At 39.6% G+C, this 26,199-nt stretch carries 22 protein-coding genes and 1 rRNA gene (1 of these 23 only partly in view); 2 read left to right on the top strand and 21 right to left on the bottom strand.

Going from position 1 to position 26,199, the window contains the following annotated elements; translation table 11 throughout:
* The 13 genes from IGI42_RS11125 to pth all read right to left on the bottom strand — a co-directional run.
* Positions 1 to 1,323: ribosomal RNA gene (locus tag IGI42_RS11125) — 16S ribosomal RNA — on the bottom strand (it extends 237 nt beyond the left edge of the window).
* A 518-nt stretch (positions 1,324 to 1,841) separates the two neighbouring features.
* On the bottom strand, positions 1,842 to 3,338 hold the full coding sequence (gene lysS, locus IGI42_RS11120; protein ID WP_438715926.1) for a lysine--tRNA ligase: 1,497 nt from the start codon (positions 3,336 to 3,338) through the stop codon (positions 1,842 to 1,844).
* 91 nt (positions 3,339 to 3,429) lie between these two features.
* Entirely contained in the window at positions 3,430 to 4,437 is a 1,008-nt protein-coding gene (gene dusB, locus IGI42_RS11115) for a tRNA dihydrouridine synthase DusB (RefSeq protein ID WP_438715925.1), read from the bottom strand.
* A 1-nt stretch (position 4,438) separates the two neighbouring features.
* On the bottom strand, positions 4,439 to 5,326 hold the full coding sequence (gene hslO, locus IGI42_RS11110) for an Hsp33 family molecular chaperone HslO (protein ID WP_438715924.1): 888 nt from the start codon (positions 5,324 to 5,326) through the stop codon (positions 4,439 to 4,441).
* 142 nt (positions 5,327 to 5,468) lie between these two features.
* Entirely contained in the window at positions 5,469 to 7,544 is a 2,076-nt protein-coding gene (gene ftsH / locus IGI42_RS11105) for an ATP-dependent zinc metalloprotease FtsH (RefSeq protein ID WP_438715923.1), read from the bottom strand.
* An 86-nt stretch (positions 7,545 to 7,630) separates the two neighbouring features.
* The gene (hpt, locus tag IGI42_RS11100) at positions 7,631 to 8,176 is read right to left on the bottom strand and encodes a hypoxanthine phosphoribosyltransferase (RefSeq protein ID WP_438715922.1); all 546 of its coding nucleotides are present in this window, start codon (positions 8,174 to 8,176) and stop codon (positions 7,631 to 7,633) included.
* 12 nt (positions 8,177 to 8,188) lie between these two features.
* Entirely contained in the window at positions 8,189 to 9,529 is a 1,341-nt protein-coding gene (gene tilS / locus IGI42_RS11095; protein WP_438715921.1) for a tRNA lysidine(34) synthetase TilS, read from the bottom strand.
* 58 nt (positions 9,530 to 9,587) lie between these two features.
* On the bottom strand, positions 9,588 to 10,031 hold the full coding sequence (locus tag IGI42_RS11090; protein WP_438715920.1) for a S1 domain-containing RNA-binding protein: 444 nt from the start codon (positions 10,029 to 10,031) through the stop codon (positions 9,588 to 9,590).
* A gap of 44 nt (positions 10,032 to 10,075) precedes the next feature.
* The gene (locus IGI42_RS11085) at positions 10,076 to 10,501 is read right to left on the bottom strand and encodes an FtsB family cell division protein (protein WP_438715918.1); all 426 of its coding nucleotides are present in this window, start codon (positions 10,499 to 10,501) and stop codon (positions 10,076 to 10,078) included.
* A 75-nt stretch (positions 10,502 to 10,576) separates the two neighbouring features.
* Complete coding sequence (locus tag IGI42_RS11080; RefSeq protein ID WP_438715917.1) at positions 10,577 to 10,846, bottom strand: RNA-binding S4 domain-containing protein; 270 nt, start codon at positions 10,844 to 10,846, stop codon at positions 10,577 to 10,579.
* 4 nt (positions 10,847 to 10,850) lie between these two features.
* Entirely contained in the window at positions 10,851 to 12,413 is a 1,563-nt protein-coding gene (locus IGI42_RS11075; RefSeq protein ID WP_438717042.1) for a putative polysaccharide biosynthesis protein, read from the bottom strand.
* 39 nt (positions 12,414 to 12,452) lie between these two features.
* The gene (gene mfd / locus IGI42_RS11070; protein WP_438715916.1) at positions 12,453 to 15,965 is read right to left on the bottom strand and encodes a transcription-repair coupling factor; all 3,513 of its coding nucleotides are present in this window, start codon (positions 15,963 to 15,965) and stop codon (positions 12,453 to 12,455) included.
* A gap of 15 nt (positions 15,966 to 15,980) precedes the next feature.
* A complete protein-coding gene (gene pth / locus IGI42_RS11065) occupies positions 15,981 to 16,538 on the bottom strand; it encodes an aminoacyl-tRNA hydrolase (RefSeq protein ID WP_438715914.1) in 558 nt (185 codons plus the stop codon).
* 304 nt (positions 16,539 to 16,842) lie between these two features.
* Between pth and IGI42_RS11060 the strand changes: the two genes are divergently transcribed.
* Positions 16,843 to 17,826: an L-lactate dehydrogenase gene (locus tag IGI42_RS11060; protein ID WP_438715913.1), complete on the top strand. Its 984-nt coding sequence runs from the start codon at positions 16,843 to 16,845 to the stop codon at positions 17,824 to 17,826.
* 143 nt (positions 17,827 to 17,969) lie between these two features.
* Positions 17,970 to 19,376, top strand: coding sequence for a L,D-transpeptidase family protein (locus tag IGI42_RS11055; protein ID WP_438715912.1), 1,407 nt, complete (start codon positions 17,970 to 17,972; stop codon positions 19,374 to 19,376).
* A gap of 62 nt (positions 19,377 to 19,438) precedes the next feature.
* Here IGI42_RS11055 and IGI42_RS11050 read toward each other — a convergent pair whose 3' ends face one another.
* The 8 genes from IGI42_RS11050 to rsgA form a co-directional block, all read right to left on the bottom strand.
* Positions 19,439 to 20,161, bottom strand: a complete 723-nt coding sequence (locus IGI42_RS11050) for a YebC/PmpR family DNA-binding transcriptional regulator (RefSeq protein ID WP_438715911.1) — start codon at positions 20,159 to 20,161, stop codon at positions 19,439 to 19,441.
* A gap of 81 nt (positions 20,162 to 20,242) precedes the next feature.
* A complete protein-coding gene (locus IGI42_RS11045) occupies positions 20,243 to 20,746 on the bottom strand; it encodes a VanZ family protein (RefSeq protein WP_438715910.1) in 504 nt (167 codons plus the stop codon).
* A 70-nt stretch (positions 20,747 to 20,816) separates the two neighbouring features.
* Positions 20,817 to 22,205: a C40 family peptidase gene (locus IGI42_RS11040; RefSeq protein ID WP_438715909.1), complete on the bottom strand. Its 1,389-nt coding sequence runs from the start codon at positions 22,203 to 22,205 to the stop codon at positions 20,817 to 20,819.
* A gap of 213 nt (positions 22,206 to 22,418) precedes the next feature.
* Entirely contained in the window at positions 22,419 to 22,952 is a 534-nt protein-coding gene (gene mreD, locus IGI42_RS11035; RefSeq protein WP_438715908.1) for a rod shape-determining protein MreD, read from the bottom strand.
* On the bottom strand, positions 22,949 to 23,809 hold the full coding sequence (mreC, locus tag IGI42_RS11030) for a rod shape-determining protein MreC (protein WP_438715907.1): 861 nt from the start codon (positions 23,807 to 23,809) through the stop codon (positions 22,949 to 22,951). Before mreC ends, mreD begins: the two co-directional genes overlap by 4 nt.
* Positions 23,810 to 23,956: 147 nt before the next feature.
* Entirely contained in the window at positions 23,957 to 24,595 is a 639-nt protein-coding gene (locus IGI42_RS11025; protein ID WP_438715906.1) for a thiamine diphosphokinase, read from the bottom strand.
* A complete protein-coding gene (rpe, locus tag IGI42_RS11020; protein WP_438715905.1) occupies positions 24,595 to 25,245 on the bottom strand; it encodes a ribulose-phosphate 3-epimerase in 651 nt (216 codons plus the stop codon). Before rpe ends, IGI42_RS11025 begins: the two co-directional genes overlap by 1 nt.
* Positions 25,246 to 25,265: 20 nt before the next feature.
* A complete protein-coding gene (rsgA, locus tag IGI42_RS11015; protein ID WP_438717041.1) occupies positions 25,266 to 26,147 on the bottom strand; it encodes a ribosome small subunit-dependent GTPase A in 882 nt (293 codons plus the stop codon).
* Positions 26,148 to 26,199: the final 52 nt, after the last annotated feature.

Below are 26,199 nucleotides of genomic sequence, written 5' to 3'. Positions count from 1 at the left end.
TCCGAACTGAGAGAAGCTTTAAGAGATTAGCTTAGCCTCGCGACTTCGCGACTCGTTGTACTTCCCATTGTAGCACGTGTGTAGCCCAGGTCATAAGGGGCATGATGATTTGACGTCATCCCCACCTTCCTCCGGTTTGTCACCGGCAGTCTCGCTAGAGTGCCCAACTAAATGATGGCAACTAACAATAAGGGTTGCGCTCGTTGCGGGACTTAACCCAACATCTCACGACACGAGCTGACGACAACCATGCACCACCTGTCACTTTGCCCCCGAAGGGGAAGCTCTATCTCTAGAGTGGTCAAAGGATGTCAAGACCTGGTAAGGTTCTTCGCGTTGCTTCGAATTAAACCACATGCTCCACCGCTTGTGCGGGCCCCCGTCAATTCCTTTGAGTTTCAACCTTGCGGTCGTACTCCCCAGGCGGAGTGCTTAATGCGTTAGCTGCAGCACTGAAGGGCGGAAACCCTCCAACACTTAGCACTCATCGTTTACGGCGTGGACTACCAGGGTATCTAATCCTGTTTGCTCCCCACGCTTTCGAGCCTCAGCGTCAGTTACAGACCAGAGAGCCGCCTTCGCCACTGGTGTTCCTCCATATATCTACGCATTTCACCGCTACACATGGAATTCCACTCTCCTCTTCTGCACTCAAGTTTCCCAGTTTCCAATGACCCTCCCCGGTTGAGCCGGGGGCTTTCACATCAGACTTAAGAAACCGCCTGCGCTCGCTTTACGCCCAATAAATCCGGACAACGCTTGCCACCTACGTATTACCGCGGCTGCTGGCACGTAGTTAGCCGTGGCTTTCTGGTTAGATACCGTCAAGGGGTGAACATTTTACTCTCACCCTTGTTCTTCTCTAACAACAGAGTTTTACGATCCGAAAACCTTCTTCACTCACGCGGCGTTGCTCGGTCAGACTTTCGTCCATTGCCGAAGATTCCCTACTGCTGCCTCCCGTAGGAGTTTGGGCCGTGTCTCAGTCCCAATGTGGCCGATCACCCTCTCAGGTCGGCTATGCATCGTTGCCTTGGTGAGCCGTTACCTCACCAACTAGCTAATGCACCGCGGGTCCATCCTCGAGTGACGCAAAAGCGCCTTTCAAAAGAAAACCATGCGGTTTTCTTTGTTATGCGGTATTAGCACCTGTTTCCAAGTGTTATCCCCCGCTCGAGGGTAGGTTACCCACGTGTTACTCACCCGTTCGCCACTCCTTTTCTTTCGGTGGAGCAAGCTCCGGTGAAAGAAAAAGCGTTCGACTTGCATGTATTAGGCACGCCGCCAGCGTTCGTCCTGAGCCAGGATCAAACTCTCATATAAGATGTTTGAAACAGTCCTAAGACTGTTAAGCTCAATTTAAAAATTGATTCGCTAGCAATTGCTTGCTATGTTGTTTGTTTCTATATAATAGAAACGCCCTACACATTTGGTTTGTTTTATTCGTTCAGTTTTCAAAGGTCTACTTAATGAAATTTGCGTTTCTCGCTGCATCAGCAACTCATATATCATATCAAGTTACCAACTCGAAGTCAACAACTTTTTTAACTTTTTTTGAAAAAGTTTTTTTCGATTTATTTGAGTTGTTCCGATGCGACTTTGATAGAATAACTGATTTCCAGTCATCTGTCAACGTCTTTTTTTATTTTTTTTCGAACGTTATTCGCTCGTTTTGGAACAATACATAATATACCAACATTATCGCCTGCGGTCAACGAAAAAAACAACTTTTTTTCAACTTTTTTTCACAAACGATTGTTGATAGTCCATCACTTAACAATCGTTCGTAAATAACAAAAAAAAGACTGATCTACCTTCTTAAAAGCAGATCAGTCTTTTTTTTAGCGCATAGTCGGAAATAATAGTACGTCACGAATTGACTGAACATCTGTTAACAACATTACTAAACGGTCAATTCCAATTCCTAATCCCCCTGTTGGAGGCATACCATATTCCAAAGCTTCAAGGAAATCTTCATCCACGCCATGGGCTTCGTCATTCCCTTGTTCTTTTTCTTTTTCTTGTGCTTCAAATCGCTCTCTTTGATCGATTGGATCATTCAATTCTGTAAAGGCATTAGCAAATTCACGACCTACAATAAACAGTTCAAACCTGTCTGTAAAACGAGGATCTTCATCATTTTTCTTAGCAAGCGGCGAAACTTCTACCGGATGTCCATAAACAAAGGTGGGCTGTTCTAAAGTATCTTCAACGAATGTCTCGAAGAACTCATTTAGGATATGGCCAACTTCCATATTTTCATTGATCTCAACATTGTGCTCTTTTGCTGCAGCACGGGCTTCTTCGATGGTCATTTCTTTCCAGAAATCCACACCGGTTTGTGCTTTAACGGCATCAGCCATATGAATTCGTTTAAAGTCATTGCCTAAATCAATAGCCGTTCCGTCATAGCTGATTGTTGTTTCGCCTAATACATTTTTGGCTACATTACGAATGATTCCTTCGGTTAAATTCATAATGTCTAGGTAATCACTGTAAGCAGTGTATACTTCCATCATCGTAAATTCCGGATTATGAGTTGTATCGATTCCTTCATTTCGGAATACCCGACCAATTTCATAAACCTTTTCCATACCGCCGACGATTAGTCGTTTTAAATGCAGTTCTAGTGCGATACGTAAGTACAAATCGATATCCAATGCATTATGATGAGTAATAAATGGGCGAGCAGTAGCTCCTCCCGCTTCATTGTGCAGCACTGGTGTTTCTACTTCGATATAGCCTAAACCATCTAAGTAACGACGGATTTGACTGATGATTTGACTGCGTTTCATAAAGCGATCAAAGCTTTCACGGTTACTAATCAAATCTAAGTAACGTTGACGATAGCGTTGTTCCACATTTGTCAAACCATGATATTTTTCCGGCATTGGACGCAATGATTTTGTTAATAGCGTAATCTCTTTAGCTTTAATAGATACTTCACCCGTGTTGGTTTTCATCACTTCACCGGTAACGCCGAAGAAATCACCTAGATCAGCACGTTTGAAGACTTCATAGTTTTCATCGCCAACTTCATCTTTGCGTACATAGATCTGAATTTGACCTTCGCGATCTTGCAGGTGGGCAAATCCAGCTTTTCCTTTACCACGTTTCGTCATCATACGACCAGCAATGCTAGCTGTTAACGCCAATTCATGTAATTCTTCTTTTGTGTTGCTATCATACTTTTCGTGTAATTCTTGCGAGTTTGCTGTGCGCTCAAAGCGTTTGCCAAATGGATCGCTGCCTTCTTCGCGAATAGCCTCCATTTTTTCGCGGCGGACACGCATTTGGTCATTCATTTCCGCTAAGCTGTTTTGTTGTTCCTCAGTCACGAATTTTCCTCCTTTGATGTAGGTACTCTTTCTTATAATGCCAATCTATCCACAAAAAATCAAGCCGAATCGATAATTCGGCTTGGAAAGATTAACTAATTTTTTGTTTTGCTTCTAGTGATTCGACAAATTGATCTAAAATATCCAGGATCACTTGTTTCTCTTCAGTTTGATTAATTGCTACTTTTACTTTAGCTGCTCGTGGAATTCCTTTTAAATAGTAGCTAGCGTGTTGACGAAACTCCCGGCAAGCAATTTTTTCGCCTTTTAAATTGATCAACCGTTCTAAATGCAGCTTAGCTGTTTCTATTTTTTCTCTTGGAGTTGGTTCCTCGATCAATTCACCTGTTTCCAAATAGTGTTGCGTGCGGTGGATCATCCAAGGATTGCCTAGTGCTGCCCGTCCGATCATTACACCATCTGCACCTACTTCTTCAATCATACGTTTGGCATCCTCAGGTGTTTTGACGTCCCCATTACCCATAAACGGAATTGTTAAATGGTCAGCTACTTCTTTTAAAATTTCCCAATCAGCTTGCCCATCATACATCTGAACGCGTGTGCGTCCATGCATAGCTATCGCTGACGCTCCTGCACTTTGAGCTGCTAAAGCATTATTTACAGCAAAAACATGTTTGTCGTCCCAGCCTGTACGCATTTTTACCGTTACGGGTATGTCCACTGCTGTAGAAACTGCTTGAACCATTTCATAAACTTTATCTGGATCTAAAAGCCATTTTGATCCAGCTTCAGCTTTAATTACTTTGTTTACGGGACATCCCATATTAATGTCAATAATATCTGCTTCAGTATTATCCTGCACAAATCGAGCAGCTTCTACTAACGATTCTTTGCTGCCGCCAAAAATTTGGACACTTAATGGATGCTCCCGTTCATCAATGTACAACATTTCCAAAGTCTTTTTGTTTCGAAAATGAATCCCTTGATCACTAATCATCTCGCAAACAACTAAACCCGCACCAAATTCTTTTACAGTTACTCGAAAAGCAGCATTAGTTATTCCTGCCATCGGAGCTACCACTACCCGATTGGGGATTTCTACATCACCAATTTTCCATGATCCGTTCAACGGCTTCACTCTAAACTTCCCCCATCGCTTCTCGTTTTAATTCTACTAAATCAGCTTCACTATATTCATATTTATTATTACAGAATGCACAAACAGCCTCAGCTCCGTGGTCTTCCTCAATCATAGCTTGAATTTCATCTGGGCCTAAGCTGATAATTGCTGCGCCAAACTTATCTTTTGAGCAATCACACTTAAACTGAACCGGCATCGTCTCCAAAAAATCGATATCATCTGTTCCCAATAAACCTTGCAGAATCTCTTCAGGGGTTTGTCCTTGATCTAATAATGATGAGATACGGGTTGTTTCTTTTAAGCGGTTTTCAATTTGATCAATTATTTCGTCACTAGCACCCGGCATAATTTGAATCATGAAACCACCGGCAGTTTTAATCGAATCGTCTGTATCCACAAGTACAGAAACCCCTACAGCAGAAGGAATTTGTTCAGAAACAGCAAGATAGTAGGTGAAATCTTCTCCTATTTCCCCTGAAACAATCGGTGTTTGCCCTGAAAATGGTTCTTTCAGACCTAAATCCTTAATCACTGTCAACATTCCTTCTGTTCCGACAGCACCTCTAACATCAATCTTGCCAATTGAATTTAACGGCAGACTAAGATGAGGATTTTTTATATAACCTTTCACATCACCATTGCCATTGCTGTCAACAACAATTCCACCTGCGGGACCATTACCGTTTATTTTAATTGTTAATTTATCGTCGCCTTTTAAAGTGGCGCCTAGCATTAAACCACCAATCATCGTACGGCCAAGTGCAGCAGAAGCAGTATTCCACGTGTCATGACGACACTGTGCTTCAGCTACTGTATCTGTTGCATCTACCGCATATGCACGGACAAATCCATCATAAGCTAAGGCTTTTACTAAATAATCAGACATTTGTTATCTCCTTCTTATATTACTTCGTTACTATCAAACATTTTACTTGTGATTGCATCATACTAGCACTTGAGTTTTTTTTCAACTTCATTGTATGACTTTAAAAGAAAAAAAGCATGTCAATTAAGACATGCTTTTAAGACTACTGTTCATCGTCGCTTGTATTGTCAGGTGATTCCAGTGATTCATTTTTTCCATTTGGATCATCGTGTTTCTTTTCATCCTGTGCTTGTTTTTCAGCATCTTCTTCTTCCAAAGCACGTTTAGCTTCTTCAAACGTAAGAGCCTGTGCTTTTTCACTTGGGTAAGGACTGCCTTTTCCTTCTGGCATTTCACCAGTTTCAAACAAGGATTTGATTGCTTTAGCATCTAAAGTTTCAAACTCTAATAGTTTTTCAGCAATTAGTTTATGCTGTTCACGATGTTCTTCAATAATTTGACGAGCTTTCTCGTGAGCTTCCATCAGAATCTTACGAACTTCTTCGTCAATTTCAAAAGCTACTTGTTCAGAGTAAGCTTTTGTCTGACCATAGTCGCGACCAACAAATACTTGATGATTTCCTTCATATTGAACAGGTCCAAGCTTATCGCTCATTCCGTATTCAGTAACCATACTACGGGCTAAGGCTGTTGCTTGTTCAAAGTCATTAGAAGCCCCAGTTGATTGTACATTGAAGACAATTTCTTCTGCAGTACGTCCACCTAATAGGCCAACAATCTGCTCAAACATATCATCTTTAGTCATCAACATTTGATCTTCTTTTGGCAAAGCAATCATGTATCCGCCAGCACGCCCACGAGGGATAATCGTTACTTTATGGACAACACGTGCACGGTTTAGAACCATTCCAATAATTGTGTGTCCCGCTTCATGATAGGCAACCATCGCACGTTCACGTTTGCTGATTACACGATCTTTCTTAGCAGGACCGGCAATCACACGATCTTCAGCTTCATCTACGTCTGACGCATCAATTTTCTTCTTGTTACGACGAGCAGCTACCAGAGCTGCCTCATTTAGTACGTTCTCTAGATCTGCACCAGCAAATCCTGGTGTTTGTTGTGCAACAACTTTCAAATCTACATCATCTGCAAGCGGCTTGTTCCGCGCATGGACGCGCAGAATTGCTTCACGACCTTTAACGTCTGGACGACCCACCAAGATTTGGCGGTCAAAACGACCTGGACGTAATAGCGCTGGATCTAGTACATCAGAACGGTTAGTAGCGGCAATGACAATAACACCTTCATTACCATCAAAACCATCCATCTCAACAAGCAATTGGTTTAAGGTTTGTTCACGTTCATCGTGTCCGCCGCCCATACCAGCTCCCCGTTGACGACCCACAGCATCGATTTCATCGATAAAGATAATCGCTGGAGCATTTTTCTTCGCCGTTTCAAATAAATCCCGAACACGGCTAGCACCGACGCCGACAAACATTTCAACGAAATCAGAACCTGAAATAGAATAAAATGGCACGCCTGCTTCACCAGCAACTGCTTTAGCTAGTAAAGTTTTACCAGTTCCGGGAGGTCCTTCAAGTAAGACACCTGCCGGAATACGAGCACCTAGTTCAACGAAACGACGTGGATCTTTCAAAAATTCAACAACTTCGACTAGTTCTTGTTTCTCTTCTTCAGCTCCAGCTACATCTGAGAAGCGTACACGGTTGGCTTTTTTGTCAGCTTCTTTGGCTTTAGATTTACCAAAGTTCATAACACGGCCGTTGCCACCGCCGCCACCACCTTGTTGTCCCATAATCATGTAGAAGAAGAACACCATTAACAAAATTGGCAAGAAGCTCACAAGCAAGGTTACCCACATGCCGCTACTAGATTCCTCTTGAATTTCAGTTGTGATTCCATTCTCGCTAGCAAGAGTTGTCACTTCATTCAAAGTCGAATCATTTGGCAAAACTATTGTGCTGAAATGGGTAGTTGAACTCTCAGTGGAGCCCATAATATTTAAACCACCTGTGTTAGCAACTTCTTGTTGTTCATTGTATTCACCAGTGACTCTGTATACGCCGCCTGCTGGTTGAATCCTGAATTCTTTAATCTTTCCTTCTTTTAATTGTTCAGTAAAAGTGGAATACTCGATATCTGGCGTCTGAGTTCGGTTGTCACCAAAAAGAAAATACACAACCATAACCATAGCCAAGATGACGAGGATATAATAGAGAGCATTTTTTGCTCCCTTTGGGTTTTTATTCATACGTTTCCTCCTCGTAATTGTCTCTTGCTTTAAGTTTTATCAATCCTGACCATTACAGTATATCATAATGTGAATTGTTCCTGTCACTAATTTGATTGATAAACTTCAGGTTTTAAAATACCGACATACGGCAAATTACGATATGTTTCTGCAAAATCTAATCCATAACCTACTACAAATTCATTAGGTACATTAAAGCCTATATAATCTGCTTCAATATCAACTACTCGTCCTTCTGGCTTGTCTAGTAAAGTAACAATTTTAACTGATTTCGCTTTACGGTATTTGAATAATTCGACTAAATAATGAAGTGTACGCCCACTATCAATAATATCCTCAACAATTAATAGATCACGACCTTCAACATTTGTATCCAAATCTTTAATGATTTTTACTTCACCTGAAGAAACAGTTTGGTTCCCATAACTAGAAACATCCATAAAATCCAATTCCAAGTAAGTATCGATTTCACGAACGATATCTGCCATAAATGGAACTGCTCCTTTTAAAATACCAACCACTAGTGGGTTTTTGTCCGCATAGTCTTCCGTTAATTCTTTGCCTAGTTCAACACAACGTTGCTGAATTTCAGCACGGTCAATCAAGACTCTTTCAATATCCTTCCCTTGCATGAGAGGCTCCTTTCAATAGTACAAATAATAGTCAAGTATGTAGTGTATTCTATCAGTTTCATTACTAATACTCAAATAGGAATTGACAAAGGGAAGCAGGCTCAAGACTTCCCCTGAAGCATCTGTGACTACCCAAGATTGTTCTCTGGCTTTTTGTGGGATTTTTTTATCAATAAAATAACGACTAACTTTCTTTCGTAACCGACTAGTTAGCTGAATTCGGTCACCATCTCTTCGCCGTCGTATAGTTAACGGCAACTTTACCGTTGTGGGTAATACGACTGCAAACTCTGCTTTATCATCTTGTTTCCCCCCCACGCTGAGACGTATTTTTTCAGCCTCAGATAAGCTTACAGTATCCCCTACAGCTAATAAATAGTCCTTTTGCACAAGATTTGATCGCTTTCCTAACGTATAGGTTTGATAACTAGCAGAGAATTGCCAATCCTGAGCTAAGTCAAAGGACCACTGTGCTGCACCATGATCTAGCAAGTGGACCAATTGGAAAAGCTGACGCTGTGAGACTTCAATATTCACAGTATTTCTGACTTCTTCAAATAAAAAGGTCAAAAAATAATAACGCAGACTTTTATCTGCAGGAAGGTCTTTCCTTGTGAACGTCCACTGCTGTTCCTTAGATACTACATTGTTTAAATTTTCTTTTAGTGCCTGGCGTAGGCCTTCTTCAGCCCAATTTAACTGTTGATGAAACAGATGAACCTGCTCTAATAACCGCGGATTTTCTTCTTTTAAAACTGGCAGCACTTGATGTCTCAATCGGTTTCTAGTATAGCTTAGTGTACCATTACTACTATCTTCAAAATAAGTAACAGAGTTTTCAGAAGCATAGTCAACAATCGTTTCTTTAGCAAATGGGAGTAAAGGTCGCAGCAAAGCTCCCGAAGAAAAAGGTCGTTTCTTCTGTATACCCGCATGTCCTAACAAAGTACCGCCCCGTACAAATCTCATCAACATTGTTTCAATTTGGTCATCTCCATGATGGGCAGTCATCAAAAGTGGCCACCCTTCTTGCTCCATTAATTCAGCAAAGAAAGCATAACGAAATTGGCGAGCTGCTGCTTCAACACCAATTTGAGGTGGTGATTCCCATACTTTTTCATAATATGGTAATTGATGTACTCGGCAATATTCGCGCAAAAACTGCGCCTCTTCCTTCGATTCTTCCCGAAGTTGATGGTCTACATGAGCAACACCTATCTGTATCTCTAACTTTATACACAGTTTTTCCATTAACTGTAAAAGAACCATCGAATCTACTCCGGTAGAAACTGCGATCAAAACTCGGTCAACTTTTTGAATTTCGGGGTTCATTTGCAAAAATTGTTGTTCCATTGAATTTCTCCTATTGAAAAAAGCTGAAATTCACTAAGAATTCCAGCTAGTTGTTTATTTAGTTGCGACGGCCGCCACGGCCACCACGTTTACCTTCAGTATTGCGTTTTAATGATGATAACCGATCATCGCTATCCTTTAAAAAGGAACTCATCAATGTATCGAAGTCTTCTTTCTTGTTCTTTGAAAAATTACCTTTTGCTTGCGGACGCGTTGGGCGACTTTCTCGTTTTTCTCTGTTAAATGGTTTCTTTTCGGGTTGAGGCTGATCTTGAGCTTTGCGAATAGACAAACCGACTTTACCATCATTACCTACAGAGGTAACTTTTACCGTCACTTCATCGCCGACAGTTAACACATCATGGATGTCTTTAACAAATCCATTGGAAATTTCACTAATATGGACTAAGCCTGTCTTGCCTTCCCCTAAATCAATAAATGCACCAAAATTGGTGATACCGGACACTTTTCCTTGTAGCTTAGCTCCTACTTCGATTGACATAAAAAGATTGTTCCTCCTATTTTTATCCTATTTATTAAAACCGCTTATTCTGCAGTTTCTGACTTAACAATTTCGTCAGATGCAGTTTTTTGCGATGTTTGCTCTTGGTCAGGCAAGACAAACACCAATTCTCCATCTTTTGAATAATAATAGCGGCTGCGCGCCAATTTAGCAACATATTCTTCATCTTGCAATAAAGCGACATCGCTCTTCAACGCCTTCACTCGCTGATCAAGTTTTGTAGACTCTGTTTCTGTCTTAGTTTGAATGGCCTTTAGTTCATTCAAGTGCTGATGTTCACCAAAAAGCTGAACGCCCATAATAGTGAAAACAAACGCAGCAATCAAGAAAAGTGCCGTTAAGCGACGACGTTTAAAAATTAGCTGGCGCTGTTGTTTTTGAAATTTCTTGTATTGATCTTTTGCATAGGGGGTACCTAGCGTAGCAACCTTCAGCTTTTTTTCTGCCATTCGCAATGCTCCTCTTCTCTTGAGTTTCTTTCCTATTATAGCAATTCCGAATTCTAATGTCTATTTGAAATACCTTTAATTATAGTTATTTTCAACTCTAGTCTCTTGAATGATCTCGTACATTCCTGCTGCATCTTCTTTTTTAGTTGACTCATGCAGTGCAGCAACTTTAGCTTCCATTATTTTATTGCCAAATTGAATACGAACCACATCACCAATCTTGACATCCGTAGAAGATTTAGCCAATTTCCCGTTTATTTGTATCCGTCCTTTGTCCGCTACTTCTTTTGCTACAGAACGTCGTTTAATGATTCTTGAAATTTTTAAAAATTTGTCTAACCGCATAATGTCACTCTCTCTTTCTTCTCATTCGTAATATTTTTGAACCCATTGGCAGCATCAACCACTCTCTGGTCGTTAACAATTTCAACCGAATTGCTAGAAATAAAAATATACTAGCACCGATTATCACTCCAATGACAGCAGCGAACAACGCTTGACTGCGATGTTGCACAGGATTCCCCAGCACTTGTAATACTGTATAATAACCAAATATGCTGACAGTCATTCCACTTAAACAGGTAACCAATTTTTTACCAAAATTTCTTTCTCTCAAATAGCCTGTGAGTTCTTCTTCACTTCCCCGACGCAGTACAGCTAAAACAACAAGTAGTCCAAATAGAGTGGACAAGCTTGCACCTACAGTTCCTAGAAATTTAGCAAATAAACTGGTGGTTAATGTTTTTGCTAGCAATCCCCCAATCGCAGCTCGTAATGAACTCCGATACAAGCTCTGACTTTGAGCAATACTTTGATAGCTTTGAATCATTGCCATTAAGAAAATTGCAAAAACAAATAGTACCAAAGTAAAGTTACCAGAATAGTCTTTGAATAATGCATAATTAACATATGGTAGTAACAATATCAATCCTATTGAAGCTGCTGCTGCTATTGCGCAAGTCAAACGTAGAAATATTTGGCTAGATTTAATAAACAATTTCCGTTCATGATTAGTAGTGTAACGCGTTAATATCGGCAGAAAGCTAGAGCTTAATGCCAGTGCTACTACTAATCCTAGCTGAACTAGCGGCTGTCCACGATCATAAACTCCCTTAGCAACTTTTGCTCCATACTCACTAAATCCAGAATCGACTAATGCTTTTTTTATAGTAAAGGAGTCCACCAATTGAAACAAAATCAGGTACCCGCTATAAATAGTCATTAGTCCCCCTTCTAAAATAAGCCGTTTCATCAATTGTTTAGAACAATCAGTAATTTTAAAAAAAGCTATTGGAATACTGCTACTTAATACTTTTTTGCGATAATACTGTAAGATAAATACAGCAGCCAAACCACCTGCTAAAGCTCCCACCATAGCAACAGTCCCAGTATGGTATACATCCCAATGAAACTGTTGAAAACACCAAGCCGCTAATAAAATGACAGCCACCCGTATCAGTTGCTCGACAACCTGTGAAACTGCTGTTGGAACCATTAATAACTTTCCTTGAAATTCTCCTCGGGTAATCGCTAATAATGGCATCACTACAAAAGTAAAGGATACTACTCGAATAAGTGACGCTAGTTCAGCATCGCCCATTCCGTTAGCTATTTGTCGGCTACCAAAAAAAGTGATTGCCCATAACACCAATCCTATTCCTGTTATCAAAGGAAATAGTTCCGTTAATGCGATACGTTGTTCTTTGGGCCCTCTTTTTTCTGCTACATATTTTGAAATAAATTGTGGCAATCCTGAAAGAGCCAATGTCATAGCAATGCCATAAATTGGATAAACTTGCTGGTAAACGTAAAACCCCTCATCTCCAGCCAAGTTTTGATAAGGAACACGATAGATCGCACTTAAAATTTTTGCAACAAAGGAAGCTACAGTCAATACAAAAGCACCATGCATCATGACTTTCATTTCTTTATTAGCCAGTGCTCTCAGCCCCTATTCCTTATATTTTTGTTCGCGCAATGCCTTAACAAACTTCGTCAGTTCTCGCAACCAAACCGCTTGATCTGTTTTGTGTTGTATGACTAGTTTAATCACCATTTTTTCTTTTTCAACGCCCAAAGTAGCTTTCAACTTGGTCGCACTCAACGCCTCAAACAATTGCTCAACAACATAAGCCTTGGTACCCACTTTACTTAAAGTAACTATTAGTTGTTGCTCGCGTTTTGCAATACTTTCAATTAATGCGCGATCACCGTCCATTTTTATTTGTCCGATGTTTAATAAGTTAGCCACTTCATCAGGATAATCACCGAAACGGTCTATTAAGTCAGCCTCTACTTCATCAAGCATTTCCCGGCTCTCCAATTCACGAATTCGCTTGTAAATTTCAATTTTTTGACGTTCATCTTCGATATATGTCCCTGGAATGTATGCATCGATACCTAGGTTGATTTCAACCGAAGTTCTTTCGATCTGTGTATTTTTCCCTTGCTTACGATCAACGGCTTCTGTCAACATTTGAGAGTACATATCGAAACCGACCGCATCAATAAACCCATGCTGCTGAGCACCCAGTAGATTACCGGCACCACGTATTGACAAGTCTCGCATTGCAATTTTAAATCCTGAGCCTAATTCAGTGAAGTCCTTAATAGCCTGCAAGCGTTTCTCACTAACTTCGTTCAATATCTTTTGCGGTTCATACATGAAATAAGCATAAGCAACTCGATTGCTTCTGCCTACTCGTCCTCTTAACTGATATAGTGTAGACAATCCCATATAATCAGCGTTTTCAACAAACATTGTGTTCACATTTGGAATGTCAACTCCGGTCTCAATAATTGTCGTAGTTACCAGAATATCATACTGTCCTTCAATAAAGTCCAACAATGTATTCTCTAACTGCACTTCAGTCATCTGTCCATGCGCATATCCTACTCGGGCGTCCGGCACAAGTATTTGCAACTCTTCTACCTTGCGCTCAATCGTTTCGACTCGATTATATAGATAGAACACTTGTCCTCCACGAGCCATCTCGCGTTCGATTGCTTCACGAATAGCACCAGGATTAGTTTCCATAACATAAGTTTGGATTGGATATCTATTTTCTGGAGGAGTTTCTATTACAGACAGGTCACGAACACCTAACATTGACATATGCAAAGTTCGCGGAATCGGTGTTGCAGTCAGTGTTAATACATCTACTTGAGATCGTAATTGTTTCAATCGTTCTTTATGTTTTACGCCAAACCGCTGTTCTTCGTCAATGATCAGCAAGCCAAGGTCGGCAAACTTCAAATCCTGAGATAGTAGTCGATGTGTCCCTACTACTATATCCGCCTGGCCAGTACGCAATTGCTCGATCGTTTCATTTTGCTGTTTTTTAGTTCTGAAACGGCTCAACATGGCTACATTGACAGGAAAGTTTTCAAAACGTTCAACCATTGTATCGTAATGTTGTTGAGCCAGAATAGTAGTAGGCACTAAAAAAGCTACCTGTTTATTCTCTTTAATCGCTTTAAACGCAGCACGCAACGCCACTTCCGTTTTCCCAAAACCAACATCACCAACCAATAAGCGATCCATAGGTCGAGACTTTTCCATATCGTGTTTAATCTCTGCTGTACTTCGAAGTTGATCATCCGTTTCCGTATATGGAAATGCCTCTTCAAATTCTTTTTGATATTCATCATCTGGACCGAAAGCGTATCCACGCTCAGCTTCACGTTTAGCATATAACTCAATCAAATCGTCTGCAATATCTTCAATTTTTTGTGAAACTTTTCGTTTCGTCTTACTCCATTCGCTACCTCCCAATTTATTGACTTTTGGAGGTTTGGCTTCAGAAGCGACATATTTTTGAATCAGATTCAGCTGAGTAACTGGGATAAAAAGCTTATCATCTTTTTGGTAAAGAATTGTCATGTAATCTTGATGAACACCATCAATCTCAATTGTCTCCATCCCAATATACTTGCCGATTCCGTGATTGGCGTGAACAACATAATCACCCGTTTTTAATTCATTGTAACTTTTTAATCGTTCAGCATTAGAAATAGTCTGACGCCGCGCGCGTTTCTTAGTAACCTTTTGGAAAATCTCACGTTCTGTAACAACTACTATATGATCTTGCGGCAACTCAAATCCCGATGACAAATTCCCTTCAATTACTTGCGTTTTTCCGACTAGTAATTGATCTGGGGTCGTCTCAAGAGCTCGAATCCCAACATCCTGAAATTCCTGCATTAACTTTTCTTGTCGATCTTGATCTGAAACAACAAAAATGACAGTTTGCTGTTGCTTTTCCCAGCGATCTACTTCCGTTTTAAGCAGCGGAATCTGTCCAAAGAATTGCTGCATTGAACGGTACTGAAAAGGGTGAATTGCTAAAAATCTTAGATTGCCCATTCCTTTTTGAAATAGCGAAAAGAAGGAAGTATTTAAGTTTGTCTTTTTCAACATGCTAAGTAGATCCATGCCAAAATGTTGCTCAGAAAAAACCCGTAGTTCTGATAATTTCTGAGTGTGCCATTCTGCTTCTTCTCTTTCCATCTCACGATTTGTTTCCATAATACGACCATAATCATCAATGAATAGCCAAGCATTATTTTCAACATATTGTAACAAAGAGTTGTCACTTCCATAAATTAAATCCGTATAAAAGCGGGCTTCCTCAGTCGGAATTCCATCTTTCCATGAAGCAATCAACTGTCCGTAATAATCCTTCAAAAAGTTCTGGTCTGATTTTTCCTTTGTTACCGCTAAACGATTTTCTAACAATTGACCAACTTTTTCCGCTCCGCGGTCCAAATCAGACTGATCAAATACTAGTTCAGTTGTCGGATTGATCCAAACCTCTTCTAAATTCCCGACAGATCTCTGAGTATCTGCCTCAAAATATCGGATAGAATCGACTTCCACGTCAAATAATTCTACACGAATCGGATAAGCAGTCGTTAAAGGATAAATGTCTACAATACTTCCCCGCATACTAAATTCGCCAGGTTTGCCTACCATTGATTGACGTTCATATCCCATCAGTACCAATTTCTGTGCTAATTTTTGAAGATCAATTTCGCTTCCAATCTTCCAATATAGTTGATTTTTTTGCCATGTTTTCGGCGCCGGTAAGTATTTTCTCAATGCTGCTGCTGGAACAACATAAATTCCTTTTTTTCCTTGGCTTAAAGCGGTTAACGTTTCTACACGCTCAGCACGTGCCTCAGGTGAAGAAAAAGCCATTTCAGCTGACAACACTTCATCAACCGGAAACAAATGCACATCTTCTGTAATTTGACGTAATTCTTCTGTCAGCTGATTACTATAGTAGAGATTAGGAACAACAACAATTATTTGCCGCTGGTATTCCTCATAAGCACCTGCCATTATTAACGCCTTAGCCGACCCAGCTAAACCAACTAATAGTTGGCGTTTAGCTTGCTGTTCTAAGTTTTTGTGCCACTGTTTTACTAAAGGTGTCTGATTAATTATTTCTACGAGATTCATAACTGAACCACCTCCTTAATTGAATCGATTCATTGTTTGAATAAAATCATTGCTTTCAATAAAGAAAGCTGCGGCTTCTGATGCCCGATCTACACAAGATAAAACCTCGGATTGTTCTTCTTTTGAAAAGGGACTTAAAACGTGATTGACTACTGTTTTCCCAGTCGGTCTGCCTATGCCAATTTTAATCCGATTAAATTCTTGGCTTTTTAAATGAGAGATTATACTCTTTAAACCATTATGTCCACCAGCGCTACCTTTTTGGCGCAGACGCAACTTGCCAAGTGCTAAATCTAGATCATCATGAATGACTACTAATTCCTCCGGATAAACACCAAAATAAGTCATTAAAGGCCCGACAGCCCTTCCTGACTCATTCATAAATGTTAAAGGTTTCACTAGTAACACTTTCTCACCGTTGATAAAAAAATCAGCTATCTCGGCTTCAAACGTATGCTTTTTGAATATCACACCTTGGTCTTTCGCCAATTGATCCACCGCCATAAAACCTACATTATGTTTTGTATTCTCATATTTTTTTCCTGGATTCCCCAGGCCTACAATCATCTTCATTATTTTTCCTTTCACTTAAAGCATGCCAAAATGCTGGACCGTCATATGACGGTCCAGTCGTTCTTAGGTAGTATAACACAAAACAATCTGTAATGGTCAAGTCTCTGTTTTTAGACTGACACAAAGTTTATCTTTTCATTAAGAACTCTCCTTTGGCTGTTTCCTTTTGCATCAATCATTAAACCGTTTTCCACTATAACAACAATTAGAACTGTATTAGTTTGAAGCGAAATACGTGACATTTTATACAAAATAGTGTTATGATGTCAACGATAGAACAAATAGAAGAAGGGACTGGTACACAATGACTGCAGCAGCAGGAAATGTTAAAAACCATCAAAAAGTAATTTTAGTCGGAGACGGTGCAGTAGGATCAAGCTATGCATTTGCTTTAGTTAACCAGAATATTGCTCAAGAAATAGGAATCATCGATATTGATAAGAATAGAACTGAAGGGGATGCGATTGATCTTTCACATGCCTTGGCTTTTACTTCTCCCAAAAAAATCTATTCAGCAACTTACGATGACGCTCACGATGCTGACCTAGTTGTTATCACAGCAGGAGCACCACAAAAACCTGGTGAAACTCGTTTAGACTTAGTTAATAAAAACTTACGTATCAATAAAAGTATTGTTGATCAAATTGTAGCATCTGGCTTCAACGGAATTTTCTTAGTAGCTGCTAACCCAGTAGACATCCTAACGTATGCTACTTGGAAGTTTTCAGGCTTTCCTAAAGAACGTGTCATTGGTTCAGGAACTTCATTAGATACAGCACGTTTCCGTCAAGCAATTTCTGAATTAGTAAATGTTGATCCTCGTAACGTTCATGCCTATATCCTAGGTGAACATGGCGATTCAGAATTCCCAGTGTGGTCACATGCTAATGTTGCAGGATTGCAAATTTACGAATGGGTAAAGGACAATCCAGAAGTTGATGAAGAAGCATTAGTTAATCTATTTTTCGGTGTGCGTGATGCGGCTTATGAGATTATCGAGAAGAAAGGTGCGACATTCTACGGTATCGCAGTTGCTTTAGCAAGAATCACTCGTGCTATTTTAAACGATGAAAGTGCTGTTTTCCCGTTGTCTGTCTACTTAGAAGGACAATATGGACAAAGTGATATTTATATCGGTGCACCTGCTGTTGTAAATGCTAAAGGTATCCAAAATATCATTGAAATTCCTTTAACAGACGCAGAAAAAGATAAGATGAATGCCTCTGCTAGTCAATTAAAAGATGTAATGGAAAAAGCTTTCGCCGAGTTAGAGAACGAAGAAAAATAACTTGCTAAATACCGTGAGAAAAAATCTCACGGTATTTTTAAATATTTTTTATATTACATCGTAGAAGACTCGCTTTTTATTGGTTCTATGGTATATTTGAGTCCGATACGCCACTTATTCTTTAAATTTAAGGAGTTATTTCAATGCGAAGATCTGATAAGAAACATTCACGCTCTAAAGTAGGTTTAATTGTCGTACTTGGCATTATTGTATTATCAGCGGCAGGCTATGCCTTCCGAAGTACATATTTTAACAATCGGTTCTTACCCAACACTGTGGTTAATGGTATAAACATTGAGAACCTCACTGTAGAAGACGCGAACAAAAAAATGGAAAAAGCTTTATCTAATGATCCTTTCGTTATTAAAATTGATGACAAAGACTGGAAAGAAATTGATCGGCAAGACCTTGGCTGGACAACCGATTATGCAGAAGAATTATCTTCTATAAAAGAATCACAAAATCCGTTTAGTTGGGGTATGCAATTAGTTTCTGCTGCCGAAACAAAAGATGTCTCTGGCAACACCCTGGATCAAGATCAATTAAACACTGTAAAAGAACAGGTCAAAACGGATCTCACTCAAGTAAACGAACCACGAACACCTACAGAAAACGCAACAATCCAACAGACTGATACTGGATTTGAAATTATTCCCGAAAAACAAGGAACAACAATTGATGTTAACGCAGCGGCAGATGCATTTGCTGAAGCAGCGTCTGCGGGCAAACAATCAATAAGTTTGAATGATTACCTAGAAAAACCAACGATCAAAAAAGACGATCCACAATTAAAAGAAACGCTAAATGAGATGAATAAAATAGCTGAAGTTAAAGCAACTTATAGCATCAATGGAAATACCTTTGATGTACCTGCTGATCAAATTCACGATTGGTTGACTGTAGGCACTGATGGAAAATTAGTATTGGATCAAGCAAAGGTATCCGCCTATGTTACTGAACTTGGACAAACATATAACACAAGCACACAGCCAACAAAATTCGCTAGTACCCGACGTGGCGAAGTAGAAATCCCAGCTGGCACTTATAGTTGGTCGATTAGTACCGACGCAGAGACAGCGGCATTAAGCGAACAAATCCTTCAAGGGGAAAGCTTTACCCGTTCACCTATTGTAGAAGGTGCTACAACAGATTCAGGTAAAGCTTTAATTGGGAACACCTATGTAGAAGTTGATTTGCAAAACCAACATATGTGGGTATACAAAGATGGCGCTGTTGCATTGGAGACTGATATCGTTAGCGGAAAACCCACTTCACCAACCCCACCAGGTGTCAACTATGTCTGGATTAAAGAAAGAAATGCTACGTTACGAGGTCTAAATGATGATGGCAGTAAATATGCTAGTCCTGTGAGCTACTGGATGCCCATAGACTGGACGGGCGTAGGTATCCACGATTCAGACTGGCAATCTGCTTATGGTGGAGATCTCTGGTTAACACGAGGATCACACGGATGTATCAATACCCCACCTGGAGTAATGGCGCAAGTATATGATATTGTTGATATCGGAACACCCGTATTAGTCTTTTAACTGGAAAAGTCGTTTGGAATTTAATTCCAAACGACTTTTTTTAGAAGATAAATTCTGTTTAGTTATTCAAGAGAAGTAAACACTTCTGATACGTCATCGTCATCTTCTAATTTTTCGACTAATCGATCCAACTGTTCTTTTTGTTGTTCATCTAATCTAACCGTTGTTTGAGGAACCATCGTTAACTCTGCTTGAGCCAAAGTCAATCCATCCTTCTCCAGATGATCACGAACGTTAGTAAAATCTTCTGGTACCGTGTAGATTTCGAAAACATCGTCTGAGGTTTCCATATCTTCACCACCTGCTTCGATTACCATTTCCAGCATTTCATCTTCATCAACTGTTACATTTTTACGTTCAATTGCAATATAGCCTTGACGCTCAAACATATAACTTACTGAACCTGTCTCACCTAAATTCCCACCGTTTCGAGTGAAGGCTACTCGTACATTCGTAGCTGTTCGATTACGGTTGTCAGTCAAGGCATGAACTAAAATAGCTACCCCGCCAGGACCATACCCTTCGTAAGTAATTTCTTCATAATGTTCACCTTCATCTGAAGCGGTTGCCTTCTTTATAGCACGGGCAACATTATCATTTGGCATGTTGGCACTTTTAGCTTTATCTATTACTAAACGCAGTGCAGGATTTATACTCGGATCAGGACCGCCAGATTTGGCAGCCATATAAATTTCACGCGAAATCTTTTGAAAAACTTTTCCTCTTTTAGCATCTTGTGCGTTTTTTCGACCTTGAATATTGTGCCACTTACTGTGTCCAGACATAGTGTTTACCTCCAATTATTTGTTTGAATACTAGTACTATTTTCACTCTTAAAAAATAGTTCGTCAAGAAAAAGCCCTATCTTACCGACCTTTCACAACTTTACTATAAAGTAAAATAAGTAAACACGCTGTTAGAGCTCCTGCAGAATCTAACATAACATCCTGAAATAGAGGCGTTCTCCCTCCTGTTAACATTTGATGAAATTCGTCCATAGCTGCATAACCCGTTGCTGAAAACCAAGCAAAGAATACTGCAAGCACTGATAATTCATGCTTTAGTTTGGGCTGTAGTCCTAAAAATAAACTTCCCCCCAATATAAAATAGGTACCAAAATGAGCCCCTTTACGAATAAAAAACTCTATAAATTTTGCATATCCGAGCGTTGAAATACTAATTTTACTACCAGCATAATTAAAAGAAGCCGAAGATAATAATCCTTTTAGCGGTTCGTTGCTCAATATCCGCTCAATTAATGATACTTGATTTTGCTGTTCATAAGTCATCGATGAACTGACAAATAGAATAACTATCATGATAAAAGCAATTCCTAAATATAAATTTCCGTTTTTCCGCTGCTTGATCATTTCTTGTCCTCCAAAAAAAGAAAAGCCGATACGAAAGAATTCTTCGTACCGGCCAATAATTTTAAATTAATTACATACGAACCGCAAAGCTTGGTGCGTAATATGCATATGAAGAAGTTGTTACTGTTTGTCCTGGTGCTGGTGCATGAACATATTGTCCGCCACCTAAAGCGATTGCTACATGGCTAGTACCACCATGGCCGCCCCAGAATAGTAAATCTCCAGGTTGCGCTTGGTCGATCGAGATTGTTGTTCCAGCTGACTCTTGAGGAACAGTCCATCCACCGATCTCACGTCCTGTCGCTACGCGATAAACATAGCTAGTAAATCCTGAACAGTCGAATGAATCAGGTCCCTTAGCTCCCCAAACATATGGTTTGCCAATGTGCTTCATTGCTTCAGCAACTACTGCAGCACCTGTACCAGATGAAACTGGCGGAGTTGGAACAGACGGTTGTTCTGGTACTTCAGGTTGCGGCTGTGGTTCCGGTTGAGGTTCAGGCTGCGGTTCTGGTTGTTCTGGTACTTGAGGCGTCTCAGGAACCGGAACTTCAGAAGGTGTTGTAACCTCTGCTTCTTCTGTACTTTCTTGTGTTTGCTCTTCAGTTGAAGGAGTAGTTGTTGATTCATTCCCACTAGATTCTACTGTACTTGATTCAGAACTTGCCGCTTCTTCTGCTTGTTTAGCAGCTTCTTCTTCTGCCTTGCGCAGTGCTTCCTCTTGGGCAGCAGCTTGAGCTTCAGCAGCTTTACGAGCTTCCTCTTGAATACGAGCTTGTTCTGCCTCGGCATCTGCTTTTTGTTGTTGCAAAGCAGCTTTTTCATTTTCAGCAGTTGCTTGTTCGGCAGCTAATGAAACAGTTTGAACATTTAAATCAGCTTGTTTAGCAATCAATTCGCCTTTTTGACTTTCTAATTGGGCTTGGTTAGCTGCAATTTGTTCTAATTGTTGTTGATTTTCGGCTTCTTTTTGCTCAACTTCTTGTTTATCAGCTTTTTGTTGTTCAACTAAGTCATTGTTCGCTTTAACAATAGTACTCATCGCTTGTACTCGACCAACTGCATCACTAAATGATTCAGCATTTAAAACAACATCAATCACGTTTGAAGTAGTTTGTTTTACTTGAACGTCACGCGCTTGTTCTTGAATTGCTTGTGAACGTTTTTCGATTCTTTCTTGTAAAGCTTGGATTTGTTTTTGTAACTCTTCTGACTTTTGACGTAAACTTGTTTGTTCACTGATTAGGTCTTGAGCTGTTGTATTGATAGCAGCGACTTCATTTTCCAAAGCACTGATAGTTGATTGTGCTGTTACCTGTTGATCTTGTAAATTTGAAATTTTCGCATCTTGATCAGCTATTTTATTATCGAATTCATCGGCTGAAGCTGCGGCTGGAGCTGCTAGTGCGCTTAATGTTACTGAACATACCATTAATGCTGATAACAAACTTTTTTTCACTCTTATATCCTCCGACTACTTTGTAGGTTTTTATTTTATGAAATTTATTAGACTTTTCTTCTAACACAATGATGAGTTTACCATAGCTGTATGTCATGTGTATAATAGCTTTGTTACAAAACCATTTCAATTTCAAGCTATTTTATAGGATGATCTGTCACAATAAAAAAAACAGAAGGAAATCCCCTCTGCTTTTTATAAGTTAACTTTTGATTAAATAATCCTTGATTTCTCATAGTTTTGTTCAACTAAGACCCTTCTGAAAGGAACGATTAAAATGACAAACATTATAATATTCAATGCTAATGTGGGACCCAAAAAGCGCGTAACAAAAAATTGACTATTTACATGAGCTAGCTGAAAGATTAGCTGCAAAAAAGAACTGCCCAATTCAAAAAAGGTTACAAAAATGATCATCGAATAAAATAGTGTCAATAAGCTCTGGTAAATTACCTGTCCAAACAAATAAATCAGAATTACAATTAAAGGTAAGATGACTGCATAAATGCCAATAACACCAACATAATACACATCATACAAAATGCCAATTGCTAACATAGTCCCAATCATGAAACGTCTATTTACAACTTCAGACATCACTAGAATAGCCAACACCATCAAATGAGCATTCATTAAATAATGACTAGTAAATACACTAGTAAATATTCGATTAATATGCGCATCTAACAACATGCAAATAAACAGAAGGGGGGGTGCAACATACTTTACGTAGTTTCTTGGGATCATTCGCCAGCCTCCACCATCCGCTGTACAATGGTTACAACAGAAATATCATACATTTGAGTGTACGGTTTGATATATACTTCACGATTCAAGCCAAAACTGTCTGGCTTCACCTTTACAACAGTGCCAATAGCCAAGTTAGCAGGTGAATTCCCCCCCAAGCCAGAAGTTTGAACAACGTCACCTTCTTTGATATCTTCTTCGCCAGTAATTTCAGAAGCAATCAGTTGCTGAGTTTCCGAGTCATAACTAGCTAGTACACCAAAAGAATCTCCCCCATCAGAAGTGATGCGTATTGGAAAATGATTAGTATTTGTATTATCGGAAGTTAGCAGTTCTACTTTCGATGTATGCACATTCACTTCAACTATACGCCCAACTAAACCTTTTTGTGACATTACAGCCATATTGCTCTCGATACCATCCGCACTACCTTTATCTACAACAAGCATATCTTGCCATGTATCAGGCGAACGAGTAATAACATTAGCAGTCACTTTCTGAAAGCTAGTCAATGTTTGGTTCAGCGCCAATTCTTCTTTCAATTGTTCAATTTCTTTTTCATGATTTGTATTTTCTAATGCTACTTCGTCATATTGATCGATCTTGCTTTTTAGCTGTTCGTTTTCCTTATACGTATTGATAAGATTCGAAACAGCATTTGTACCACTAGCTAACCATCGTCCTGGTGCAGTAATGACTTTATCTACAGCACCAACAGTGTCATTAACCATTGATTGCACAATATTGGTTTCACCTTCACGAGCGCGATTTGCCGCAGTGATTGAAATTGTCGTTACGACAATGATAGCCAAAATCAGCAGAATAATAATATTTTTATTTGTATTGAACTTTCTCACAAAGGCACCTCGGGACATAATAAGATACTTTAAATTCTACCACTAACCAATGGCATAACAAAGTAACGATACACGATTTTAAAGAATTTTAGCAACTAAAAAAGCCAGTAGAACAAATAAAATTTTTTTGCTCTGCTGACTTACTATCTAATCACGACTTTGTATTACTGCAATAGTTCCGCAAGTAAAACTTATTTCCGCTTCCCCAACCAAAAATTCATTACTAGCTAAACTGGTAGGTTGTAAAATATCACTATTGGTCAATGGATATTTTACATTTCTAAGGGTTAATTCTTTGATCGGCGTTAAACAGCAATAACCTAAATATTTCATATCTTTTTCTTGAAAAACTTTATGGCTGCCTGCTGCAAGATAACTGACCGTGTTAGTCTTGTCTTTCAACTGAAACTGTTTCAGATAGGGCTCAAACCGCGGTTCTAAACCTAACCATATATTAGCAAGCAGATGATCTAAGCGACCTCCAGTAGCACCAATGATAGTTACATCAGCTTCAGGGTAGCGCTCAAATACCTTAGATAAGGCTAACTGAGTATCTGTGTCATCTTTTTCAGCTGGTGATTGGGATATTTCATCAACTGAATGAAAGACCTTCCGCTGCTCATCCTCAGTTAACGAATCAAAATCTCCTACAGCTAAATCAGGACAGATTCCTGCGTTTAGCAAATAGAGATTGCCACGGTCTATTCCTACAAACAAATCAAAGTCTTCAACGTGAAATTTAGGCCATTGGTGCGGACTTCCGCCAGCAACTAACAATATTCTCATTAGTCTAAAACTTCCCTCAACGCTTTTATTTGTGCTTCAGGATTTTCTGCACCATAAATGTACGAGCCCGCTACAAAAACATCTGCTCCAGCTTCACGACATTTAGCAGCTGTTTCAGGTACAATCCCACCATCAACTTCAATTTCATAATGGTAGCCATTCTCTTTTCGTAACTTGTCTAACTCAGCAATCTTTTCAACTGTTTCTTCAATGAAAGATTGTCCACCAAAACCAGGATTTACCGTCATAACCAAAATTTGGTCAACTTGCGACAGCACATATTTAATTGACTCTACTGGAGTACCAGGGTTTAATACTACTCCTGCCTTCACGCCTGCTTGTTTAATCATTTGAACCGCACGATGAATATGTGGCGTAGCTTCAACATGCGCCATAATAATATCCGATCCTGCTTTCGCAAAATCCTCGATATATTTCTCAGGTGCATCAATCATCAAATGGACATCCAATGGTAGCTTTGTGATCGGGCGCAACGAAGCTACTACGCTAGGACCGAAAGTAATATTTGGTACAAAGTTACCATCCATTACATCGATGTGAATATAATCCACTCCTGCTGCTTCTACCATTTTTACTTCTTCACCTAAACGAGCAAAATCCGCACTTAAAATCGATGGGGCAATTTTCATTTTGTTTACTCCTTTTTATGTTAGTTTTTCTTTTTGTACACAGGTCGACGATTTTCAATTTCCTGTAAAAATTGCAAATAATTATCATAGCGAGACTGGGCAATTTCCCCAGCTTCTACCTGTTTTTTCACTTCACATCCAGGCTCTTTTACATGACGACACTCACGAAAGCGACAGTAAGGTGCCGCTGCCCGAAATTCAGGGAAATCTTTGGGAAGGTCTTCTGCTAGTAATTCCAGAAAATCAATTGAACTGAATCCTGGTGTATCTGCAACTAGCCCATTAAAAAGTTCCAATAATTCCACATGGCGAGTGGTGTGTTTCCCTCTTCCCAAGGATTCGGAAATTTCACCTGTCGCTAGTCCTAATTCAGGTGCCAATTCATTTAATAAAGTAGATTTTCCAGCACCTGATTGACCCATAAATACAGTTAATTTACCATTAAATAATTGTGTCAGACGTTCTTTTTCAGGAAGCCCTGCAATCACAGGATAGCCTAGAGGTTCATAGACTGCTTTAATTTTGTTCACTTGTTCTTCGTCTTCGATCAGATCTATTTTTGAAAGATAAACGACAGGATCGATTACTTTGCTTTCTAATGTTACTAAAAATCGGTCCAATAAATTATAAGAAAACTTTGGTTCAACCAAGCTAGCTACAACAACACCTAAATCGATGTTTGCTACGGGCGGGCGGACAAGTTCATTTTTACGCGGTAAAAGTTCCAAAATGTACCCTTCGCTATTCTTTTCGCTGCTGAAAACTACTTCATCTCCAACCAGTGGTGTCAATCCACGCTTGCGGAAATTCCCTCTAGCTCTTGTCTGGTGTATTTTTCCCTTACTAGAGACGTAATAAAAGCCACTCAATGCCTTGCGAATTTGTCCTTCGATGTTTCTCACTCCTTTCAATAAAATCTCTTACATTTATTGTACCATAATCAGCGAATAAATA

Origin of the sequence: Enterococcus sp. AZ109, assembly GCF_051714625.1 — a bacterium.
In the GTDB taxonomy this organism is placed as follows: Bacteria; Bacillota; Bacilli; order Lactobacillales; family Enterococcaceae; genus Enterococcus_A.
Note: the sequence above shows the minus strand (reverse complement) of the source record. Positions and strands in the feature narration are given on the sequence as shown.